The organism is Frankia sp. AgB32, from assembly GCF_023243045.1.
GTDB lineage: Bacteria > Actinomycetota > Actinomycetes > Frankiales > Frankiaceae > Frankia.
Genome location: NZ_JALKFX010000024.1, coordinates 44369 through 54999, shown reverse-complemented (window position 1 = coordinate 54999; position 10631 = coordinate 44369). Strand labels below are relative to the sequence as shown.

The window sequence follows — 10631 nt, the reverse complement described above, 5'->3', positions numbered from 1 at the left end:
GGCGGCCAACCCCCCCCACAAACTTATCCCCCCGCCGCGGGGCGCGGGGGGGGGGGGGGGGGCGGGCCGCCCCCCGGCGGCCCCGCCCACGCGGGCCCGGGACATCCGCGTCCGCCGTCGCGACCAGCGTCGCGCCGATGTCGGCGAGGAACGGCGACGGCCTGGACTCGCCGTCCCCACCGGTCCCCCGGCGACGGGCCGCCGAGGACAGGACCAGTCGGTCGCGGGCCCGGGTGACGCCCACGAAGAACAGCCGCCGTTCCTCGGCCACCACCTCTGCCGGCACCGGCCGACCCGCCGGCCCGAACCGCATCGGCAGCAGCCCATCCTCGCAGCCGACCAGAAAGACCAGGCCGAACTCCAGGCCCTTGCTCGCGTGCAGGGTGAGGAGCGAGACCCGGTCGGCGCGCGGGTCGAACCCGTCGACCTCGCTGGCCATCGTCACCGCCGTGAGGAACCCGTCCAGGTCCGAGCCCGCCGAGGCCGCCGCCGGCGCCAGCAGTTCCATGGCGAGCCGCAGCTCCGCCTCCGACGGCACCCGCCCGCCCGGGAAGCCCCCGAAACCCTCCGGTGGTGTCGCCCCCAGCTCGGTGCCCAGGGCGTCCGCCAGGTCCTGCGCCCGTCCGGCCGCATCCCGCAACAGGGCCGACACCGGCCTGCCCGCAATCCCCGCGCCCCCACCCGTCTCCAGCATGGCGAGCAGGGCGGCGACGGCCGGGGCGTCGGCGAGCGGCAGGTGGGACCGGCGCTGGAAGGGAAATCCGCGCTTCGCCAGCGCCTCCATGATCGGCTCCGCCTGACGGGTCGTCCGGTACAGCACGGCGATGTCGGCGAACGACATCCCGGCCTCCACGGACCCGTCGACGCCGGAGTCCAGGGCGTGGAACGACGTTCCGCCGAGGGCCGCGTCGATGCCGTCCACGACGGCGATCGCCTCCTCGGTGTCGCTGCGGTGTCGACGCAGCAGCACCGGCCCGTCGCCGGCGGCGCCCCGCACGGCCGTCAGCGCCCGGCCCGGAACGAGGCTGGCCGGCGCGATCACGTCGAGGGCGGCGCGGACGATCGTGGGCGTCGAGCGGTAGCCGCGGGTCAGCGCGACGGTGCGGGCCCCCGGGTAGTCCTCGGTGAACCGCAGGAAGAACCCGACGTCCGCGCCACGGAAACTGTAGATGGCCTGATCCGGGTCGCCGATGACGCTCAGGTTCGACTCCGGCGTGCACAGCAGCGCCAGCAGGCGGTACTGCAGCTCGTCGGTGTCCTGGTACTCGTCGACCCAGACGTGCGGCCAGCGGCGACGGTAGTGCTCGGCGAGCTCGGCCGAGTCCCGCAGCAGGGTCAGCGGCAGCACGACGAGGTCGTCGAGGTCGACCATGTCCCGTTCCCGCAGCTCGGCGTCGTAGCGGGCGAGCACGCCGACCAGGTCGTGGTCGCGCCGCGCCGCGCCGAGCGCGCGCAGCCGCTTGAGCTCGGCGATCCCGGCCGACACCCGCCGCCGCTGCTGGGCGTCGCCCACTCCGTGCAGCGCGGCGTCGAGCAGCTCGGCCCGGACGGCCTCGTCGGCGACCCGCACCCGGGCGCCGCGGGCCAGCCGCTCGTACTGCTCCCGGATGATCGTCAGCCCGAGGCCGTGGAACGTCGTCGCGAGCACCTCCCGGGCCCGCTCGCCGAGCATCGCGTCGAGCCGTTCGGTGAGCTCCCCCGCGGCCCGGCGGGTGAAGGTCACCGCCAGGCAGTGCGCGGCGGGCACGCCGAGGTCGGCGACCCGGTGGGCGATCGCGTGCACCAGCGTGCGGGTCTTGCCGGGCCCGGGGCCGGCGAGCCCCAGCAGCGGCCCGCCCGCGTGCGCCGCGGCGCGGCGCTGGTCCGGGTCGAGCCCGTCGAGCAGCGACGGTGCCGTCGGCTCCCCCGCCGCGGGCGGGAGCTCCCCCGCCAGCACCAGCAGGCCGTCCGCGGACGATGCCCCGCCCGTCACCGCGTCCGTCGGACCGGCCCCGGTCGCGGTCGCCGGCGGGTCGGCGGTCGCCGAGAGTGCCGGGACGGCGGCCAGCGCCTCGTCGAGAGACGGTCCGTCGGGAGCGGTGTCCGGAACGTCGGCGGCGAGCGCGCTGTGCCGGGACCGTTTCGCCCGGCCCGCGCCGCCGGCCGCGGCGCGATCCGGCGCGGCGCCCGCGCCGACGGGCGGGGCGAGATCGAACAGCGTGCCGCCGCCGGCGAGCTCGTCCGGCCCGAACAGCCGGATGACGCCGTACTCGCCGTCGAAGCCGGCCTGCCGGATGACCTCGCCGCGACGCAGCCGCGTGATCGCCTCGACCAGTGCGGCGGAGCCGGCCGCGGCGATGGCCGACGTCGGCACGTCGCCGAGGATCCCCAGCTCCGGGCCCAGCCGCGACACGAGCGAACTCACCTGGGTGGCGACCGCCTTGCTCTTCGGCCCGACGCCGAGGATCTCCCCGACGACCTCCGGTAGCGGCACCAGCGAGCGGACCGCGCCCGCCGTCGCCGGCCGCGTGCCGGGTGCGCGGTCGGCGAGGCCCTCGACCCGGTTGAGCACGCCGACCGTCAGTGGGCCGCCGCAGGTCGGGCAGCGTCCGCCGACCTCGCGGGTCTGCTCCGGGGTCAGGCACACCCCGCACTTGCGGTGACCGTCGAGGTGGTACTTGCCCTCCTCGGGGAAGAACTCGACCGTTCCCGCGAACCCGTCGCCGCCGCGCAGCGCGGCCTCGATGGCGAAGTAGTCCAGCTCGCAGTCGAACGCCGTCGCCTCCCGGCCGAGCATCGGCGGCGAGTGCGCGTCGGAGTTGCTCACCAGCCGGTACCGGTCGAGGCCGGAGATCCGCCAGAACATCTCCGGGTCCGCGGACAGGCCGGTCTCCAGGGCGAAGATCTCGTCGGCGAGGTCGACGTAGCAGTCCTCGATCGCGTCGAAGTCGGACCTGGAACCCAGCACGGCGAACCAGGGCGTCCACACGTGCGCGGGCACCAGGTAGCAGCCCGGACCGCCGGCCAGGGTGATCTCCAGCAGGTCGCGGGAGTCCAGGCCGAGGATGGGCCGGCCGTCGGCGGCCAGGTTGCCGATGCGGGCCAGCGCCGCGGTGATGCCGGCGGCGGCCTCCCGGGTCGGTGTGTAGAGCAGATGGTGGACCTTGCGGGTCTTCTCGCCCCGCTTGTAGATCGTGGAGATCTCACTGGAGATCATGAAGCGGGTGGCCGTCCGGCAGGAGGCCGGCAGCGTGCGCAGGACCTCGCGTTCGAGCTCGGGCCGCAGCCGGAACAGGCCGGGCTCGGCGGGAACGAGCTTCTCGGCAAGCTCCTGGGACCACGCGGGATGGGTGAAGTCACCGGTGCCGACGACGGCGATGCCCTTGCGAGCCGCCCACCAGGCCAGGTGGTCCAGGTCGCAGTCGCGGCTGCAGGCCCGTGAGTACCGGGAGTGGATGTGCAAATCAGCATAGAACCGTGACATCACGGATGTGTATGTTGTCGCATCCGCCGCCGCCGTCCGCCATCGGCACGCCGACACGACGGAACCGACCCCGACCAGGCCAACAACGGGAACACAGGTGGACAGCCGGCGTCCGAGGGCAGTCCGGGCGGGCGGGGCGTCGTCCGGTCCGCGGACCGGACGTGGACACAGCGTGGACCGTCCGGAGCCGCCCCGGACGCTGCCCGGGGACGGACGCCGGTCATTATTCGTAGGTCATCCCGTTTCGGCGCACGCCGCCCGGCGGTCCCGCGGCGTCGCGCGGGCCGGCGGCACATCGCCCCAGGCCCCGGCGCCGCCCTCGTCAGTCTCCCGCGACGAACGGCCGGCGTGTCCCACGGCGTGACGGAGCGACGGCGTGACGGCGTGACGGCGTGACGGCGCGGGCCAACGGTGGCCCGGTGAGGAGAGAAGGCGGCGGATGGCGACCGACGAGCGGCCCACTGCTCCCACGGATGACCTGCGGCGGATCCGGCCGGGGTCACGGTGACGCGCGTTCCCGAAGCCGGAGCCGGCGACGAGGAGCGGCGCGCGGCCCTCGCCGACCGCTGTCACCGGCTGGTGCGCTTCCTGCAGGAACTGGCCGTGGGACGCGGCGCCCGGGTGCGGACCGTCGACGAGCATCCGCTCGTCCTCTGGCTGTCCGAGCTCCCCGCCAGCGCCCAGCTCGCCGAGCACGCCGGGCCGGGCGAGGTCCTGCTGACCGCCCCGGCCGCCGCCGCCCTGCCCCCGCCGCCCCCGCTGCCCGCGGTCCTGGCCGGCCGCGTCGACCTGCCCGACGCGGCGCACGCGGACCCGGTGAACCCCCCGGCCTGGCTGGAGCCCGACCCCGAGGCCGGCACCTACCCCGAGACCAACGCCGACATCAAGGCCAAGGCCGAGGAGGCGTACCGGGAGTGGCTGCCGGCCTGGCGGACCTGGGCAGGTCGGGCCCGCGCCGACGCCGAGCGCCGCGCCCTGCACACCACCCTGCACGCCGTCGCCGCCCGGCTCGCCCAGGAGGGTGACGCGCTGGAGTTGGTGCTCGCGACGGGCCTGCTGACCTGGCGACCGGCCGGCGGACCGCTGATCCGCGAGCACCTGCTGACCACCCGGCTCACCGCGGAGATCGACCCGGTCACCTCGGACCTGCGGGTGCGGGTGCCGGCGGGTGCGTCCACCCGGCTCGGCGACGGACCACTGCTCGACGACCAGCCCGGGTTCCGCCGGGAACGGACGAACAGCCTGCACGACCGCCTGCGCGACCGGCCGCCGGCCCCGCTCGGCCCCGACGACGCCCGGGCGCTGCGGGACTGGCTTACCGTCGCCCTGGATGTCCCGACCGAGGGCTTCGACCCTGGCGACGCTCCCCCGCCCGCGCCGGCCGGCCCGGCGGGCCCTCGGCTGGCCTTCGCGCCGGCCCTGGTGCTGCGGGTCCGCGACCAGGCGGCCCTGCTCAGCTACTACGAACGGATGATCGAGGCGCTGCGCGGTGGCGGACCGCCGCCGCTGGGTCTCGCCCAGCTCGTCGCCACGCTGGACACCCCGCAACGGCTCGCGTGGCTGGCCGCCGAGGGCGCGACGAGCGGCGCCGTGCTCGGCGCCGACCCGCTGCTGCCGTTGCCGACGAGCCCCGAGCAGGCCCGCGTGCTGGAACGGCTCGGCCACGACAACGGGGTCGTCGTCGAAGGCCCGCCGGGCACCGGCAAGACCCACACGATCGCGAACCTGATCTGCGCGCTGCTCGCCGAGGGGCAGCGTGTCCTGGTCACCAGCCAGAAGGCGCAGGCGCTGCGGGTGCTGCGGGCGAAACTGCCGGCCGATCTGCAGCAGTTGTGTGTGTCGCTCACCGATGCCGACACCCCGTCCGCCGCAGCACCGGACAGCATCGGCTCGCCGGAACTGGCGACGAGTGTGAGCGCCCTGGCCGCGCGCCGCGCGACCTACCGTCCCGACGAGCTGGACCGCCGCATCGAGCTGGCCGCCCGTCGTCGCACCGAGGCGCTGCGCGTGCGCGAGTCGCTGGCCGACCGGGCTCGTGCCGCCCGGCGCGCGGAGTTCACCGTGCACTCCGACGCCGAGGTGGCGCCGGGCTGGGGTGGCACCCGTGCCGACATCGCGGCCCGGGTTCGCGCGGGCCGGTCGGCGTGCGGGTGGCTGGCACCGTCCGGGCTGGCACCGTCCGGGCTGGCACCGTCCGCGCTGGCACCGTCCGGGCTGGCACCGTCCGGACTCGCGCGCCCAGCACCGTCGCCGCTGGCCGACGCCGAGGCCGTCGAGCTGTATGCCCTGCTGGTGGCCCAGCCGCCGGACCCGGCGGCGGGCCCGCGACGCCGCGCCGCGCCGCGGGAGTGGCCGGTGCCGTCGGTGGCTCGCTTCGCCGCGATGGTCGCGGCCGGTGAGCGGACCGCCACAGCCGCCGCGGCCGCCCGGGCCGGGTTGCCGACCGCGGCGCGGGGCCTGCTGGACCAGCTCGCCGCCTCGCCCGCGGCCGTGGTCGACCAGGAGCGCGCGGCGGTGCTGGCCGTCGTGCGCGCGGTGGACGAGCTGACCGCCCACGCCGCCCGCTCGGCCGGGCGGGAGTGGATCCCCGCCGCCCTCGACGATGCCCTCGCGGGCCGCGACGAGCTGCTGTGGGCGAAGGTCCGCACGGCTGCGCCGTTCGTCGCCGAGGCGACCCGGCACCTCATCGACGTCGGCCTGCACGCCGTGGAGCTCCCCACCGCGGTGATCCTCACCGAGGCTCCGGCCGGCGAGGTCGACCCGGACGGACCCGCCGCCGGCGACCCGGCCACCGCCACCGATGCCGATGCCGACCGGGACGCCATGGCCGGGACGGCCAGCCTGCTCGCCCAGGCCGAGACGCTGCGCGAGCACCTGGACGACGGCGGCGGCCTGCGCCGGCGGTTCCGACCGAAGGCGCAGCGGGCCGCCGAAGCGCTGCTCCGGCAGGTCACCGTGGACGGGCAGCCGCCGAGCACCGTCGAGCTGCTCGACCTCGTGCGCAGCCGGCTGCGGGCGCAGCTCGCCGTCGACGCCGCCGACCGGGCCTGGACGCTGGTGGGACGGCCGGGACAGCCGGCGGAACCGATCGAGATCCGCCTGTCCCGGCTCGCCGAGGATCACCAGGCAATCGAGGCGATCGACGCGGTGGTGGCGGCACGCGATCGGCTCGTCGAGCTCGCCGGCGAGCTCGGCCCCGGCCAGCCACCCCGCGTCGACTCCGCCGCGGACATTCGCGGCCTGCCCGTGACGATCTCCGCACTCGAGCCCGTGGCCGCGGCGGCGACCGCCGACCGGGAGCTGTCCGAGACCGCCGCCGGCCTCGACCGGCTCGCCGCGGACCCGGCCGCGCCCGCGGAGCTCACCGCGCTCGCCACGGCCGCCCGGGAACGCGACCCGGCCGCCTACACCGCCGCCGCCACCGCGCTCGCGGCCCGGCTGGCCGCCGAGCGGGACGCCGCCCGGCGCGACGAACTGCTCGGCCGGCTGCGCACCGCCCACCCGGCGCTGGCCGACGTGCTGGTCTCGGCCGCCGCGGCCAGCCCGACGAGGGCGGACGACGATCCGTGGCCGCACCGCCTGGGCACGTTCACGGCCGCCTGGGAATGGGGGCTCGCCGCCGCCTGGCTGGCCCGCGCCACCCGGTCCGACCAGCGCCCGGACGAGGTGGACGGGCCCGGATCCACCGGGCCGGGCCTGGCCGGCGCACCGGCCGGGCCCGTCGATCTCGACGCGGAGCTCGACGCGGCCGACGGCATGGTCGCCGCGACCACCGCCGAACTCGCCAGCGCCCGGGCGTGGCAGCACTGTCTGGCCCGGATGGGCGCCGAGCAGTCCGCGGCCCTGCGCGCCTACGCCGACGCCGTCGCCGCCGGCGGCACCCTCGCCGGCCGGCACGCGCAGCGTTACCGCCAGGCCGCCCGGGAGGCGATGCGGGTCGCCCAGGCGGCCGTGCCGGCCTGGGTGATGCCGATCCGGGAGGTCCTCTCCACGATCCCGGCGGTACGGGACAGCTTCGACGTGGTCATCGTGGACGAGGGCAGTCAGGCGGGACTCGACAGCCTGTTCCTGCTCTGGCTCGCCCCGCGGGTCATCGTCGTCGGAGACGACCGGCAGTGCACGCCACCGGAGGACCCGGCGGAGGATCTCGACGGCGTCCTCGACCGGCTCGACGCCCTGCTGCCGGACGTGCCGGCCTGGCTGCGGGTCGGCTTCACCCCCCGGTCAAGCCTGTTCGGCCTGCTGCGGACCCGGTTCGGCGAGGTGGTCCGGCTGCGGGAGCACTTCCGCTGCATGCCGGAGATCATCGAATGGTCGTCGGTGATGTTCTACCGGGACGCGCCGCTGGTCCCGCTGCGCCAGTTCGGCGCGGACCGGCTGCCACCGCTGATGGCCCGCTACGTCCCGCACGGGGCCACCGCGTCCACCCCGGCCGGGCCGCGCAATCCGGCAGAGGCCGACGCGCTGGTCGCGCAGGTTCTGGCCTGCGCGGAGGATCCCCGGTACGCGGGGCTGAGCTTCGGCGTCGTGGTCGCGCAGGGCAGCGCCCAGGCCACCATGATCCGCGACCTGCTGGCCGAACGGATGTCCGCCGCGGAGCATCTGCGCCGCCGGCTGCGGGTCGGCACCCCGGCCGACTTCCAGGGCGACGAGCGGGACGTCGTGTTCCTCTCGCTGGTGGTCTCGCCGAACGACCGGCCGGTCGCGCTGACCCGGTTGGAGTACCAGCGCCGGTTCAACGTCGCCGCCTCCCGCGCGCGGGACCAGGTGTGGCTGTTCCACTCGGTGACCCTGGCCGACCTCGACCACCAGGACCTGCGGCACAGCTACCTCGGCTACGTCCTGTCCACGACGCGGACGGCCGCGCTGGCGCCCGGCGGGGACCCACCGCCGCTCGCCGACGTCCCCGTGGACCGCCCGCATCCGGCGTTCGGCTCGCTGTTCGAGCAGCGGGTGTTCCGGGCGCTCGCGGGCCGCGGCTACCTCGTCACCCCTCGCCTCGAGGTCGGCGGCCAGCGGATCGACCTGGTCGTCTCCGGCGGCCGGGCCCGGTTCGCGATCGGCGGCGACGGCGGTGGGGGGGCCGATCCGGGCCAGCTCGCCCGCGACTTCGACCGGGAGCGGGAGCTGCGCCGGGCGGGCTGGCCGTTCTGGCGGATCCGGCGGTCCGACTTCGAACTCGACCCCGAGGCCGCCCTCGCGACGCTGTGGCCACGGCTGGCCGCAGCCGGGATCAGCCCCCTCGCCAGCGGGCCGCAGGCGCCCGGCGGGTCGGCCCCGGCCGGACGGCCGCGGGTACGCGCCGCCGCCGACGAGCTCGTCGCCCGCTGGCGGCCGATTGCCCTGTCGGAGTTGGAGGGCCTGGACGATCAGCCCGATGAACCCGCCACCCCGTCGGACTCGAGCGGTGGCGGCCCCAGGTCGTCGACGGGGTCGGGAACCGGGTCGCGGCGGTGACGCGTCCCCGTCTCCGGCTGCCCGCCGTGAGCCAGCCCGCCCTCCAGCGGGACCCGCTGGTCCGCCGGTGCCGCGTCGCCCGGCGGCCCGCTGTCGCGCGCGGCTCTGGTGGTGCGGGTGGGCTTGGCTTCGCGCGGCCTCCTGCTGTCACGGGCTGACAGGCCATGACGGGATGAGGATCCGTGCCGGGCGGCCGTGCCGTGCCGCATCGGCGTGACGAGCCGGGAAGGCGCGACGTCCGCAGGTGCGGGGCCCTCAGGCGTGGAAGGCGCGGTGCCCGCGGGAGGTGCGGTGCCCTCGGGAGGTGCGGCGCCGCCGGGAGGTGCCGTACTGCCGGGAGGTGCCGTACTGCCGGGAGGTGCCGTACTGCCGGGAGTTGCGGTGCCGTCGGTCTCGGCCGCGTCGTCCAGATGCGGGACGGTCGGGTCGGTGTCCGGGTTGGCGTCGGCCGCCTCGTCCGGGCCGGTCGTGTCGCCGGCACCGACGATGCGGGCGAACGCAGGCCTGGGCAGGCGGGACTTGGCGGGGGCCGGTTCGATGAAGTCGGCTCGGCGGATCCGGCAGAACGCGGTCTGCGTCCCCGGGCCGAGGTGGCTCACCGCGAGGTGGCCGGCCGCCGACAGGTAGGCCAGCGCCTCGGTCCGCTCCATCCCTGTCCGGCTGTGCAGGAACAGCACCGCCGAGCGGGTCGCGCGGCGGATGGCCTCTGACAGCTCGACGTCAACGCCCATCGTGACCCAGGCGGTGTCCGTCTCGATGAACGGCTCCCGCAGCGCGCCGATCGCGGAGCTGGTGGCGGCGTCCCGCAGCGCGGTCAGGCGCAGGGTGGCGCGCAACGGGCCCTCCAGCGCGGTCGCGCCGATCTTGCCGTCGGCGAGCGCGTAGTGCGGATCCCCGACGGCGAGCAGCGCTCCGACGACCTGCACCGGCAGGTACAGCCGAGCGCCGGGACCAAGATCGCCGCAGTCCAGCGCGCCGCCGTGCAGGCCGACCGAGGTGGACGGCAGAACCTCGGTGGTACTGTCCACGGCGACCGCCATGACACCGAGGAACGGCGCCAGCGGAAACCGGGCCCGAGTACCGTTCGCGCTGGCCAGGACCCCGAAGAGGCGGCCTCGGCGGCGTTCGACGGCGCAGAAGGTGGTGAGCGTGCCAAAGCGCTGCCAGTGGCGCGCGTCGGCGCCGCGTTCGGGCGGCCCGCCCTCGGGAAACTCCCCGGCGAACAGGCCGTCGCCGTGGCGGGTGGAGACGATGCCGTACCGGGCCCGCGGATGCAGCGAGACGACCTCGACCCGCAGCATGTCCCCGGGCTGGGCACCGCGGACCAGCACCGGGCCGGTGACGATGTGCGGTGCGTCCACCCCGAACCGGTGCGGCAGGCCGGAGGCGGCTATCGCGCGGGCGTCGGCCAGCACCTCCGGGGGCGCGACGCCCAGCGCCGCGAGGAACGCGTCGGGATCACGTCCCTGGTCGCCGAGAATTCCCTCCGGGCTGACCGTGTCGAAGGTGACCGTGGCGCCCGAGTCGATGCTCAGGACCGGCTTGGACAGGGCGTTCGGCAGATCGCCCCAGGTGACTGTCTCCGGCGTGGAGGGCAGGTAGTGCTTTCCCTCGATCTTGCCGCGGCCGGGTTGCAGGGCCACCGGCAGACCTATCGCGCCCGGCGTCGGCCAGGCGTGCTACCGCCGTGACGAACGGCCTGGACGCGCGG

Annotated in this window: 2 protein-coding genes and 1 pseudogene; 1 reads left to right on the top strand and 2 read right to left on the bottom strand. The window is 76.2% G+C overall.

Annotated elements, in window-relative coordinates:
• Window positions 1–61: 61 nt before the first annotated feature.
• A pseudogene (locus MXD60_RS09970) lies at window positions 62–3466 on the bottom strand (UvrD-helicase domain-containing protein); the annotation flags it as partial.
• Between the two features lie 501 nt (window positions 3467–3967).
• Between MXD60_RS09970 and MXD60_RS09965 the strand changes: the two are divergent.
• Complete coding sequence (locus MXD60_RS09965) at window positions 3968–8920, top strand: PDDEXK-like endonuclease domain-containing protein (protein ID WP_248818722.1); 4953 nt, start codon at window positions 3968–3970, stop codon at window positions 8918–8920.
• Here MXD60_RS09965 and MXD60_RS09960 read toward each other — a convergent pair.
• Window positions 8833–10563 carry an acetamidase/formamidase family protein gene (locus MXD60_RS09960; protein WP_248818721.1) on the bottom strand — a complete coding sequence of 577 codons (1731 nt, stop codon included), beginning with the start codon at window positions 10561–10563 and terminating at the stop codon, window positions 8833–8835. The two genes, MXD60_RS09965 and MXD60_RS09960, sit on opposite strands and share 88 nt — an antisense overlap.
• Window positions 10564–10631 lie beyond the last annotated feature (68 nt).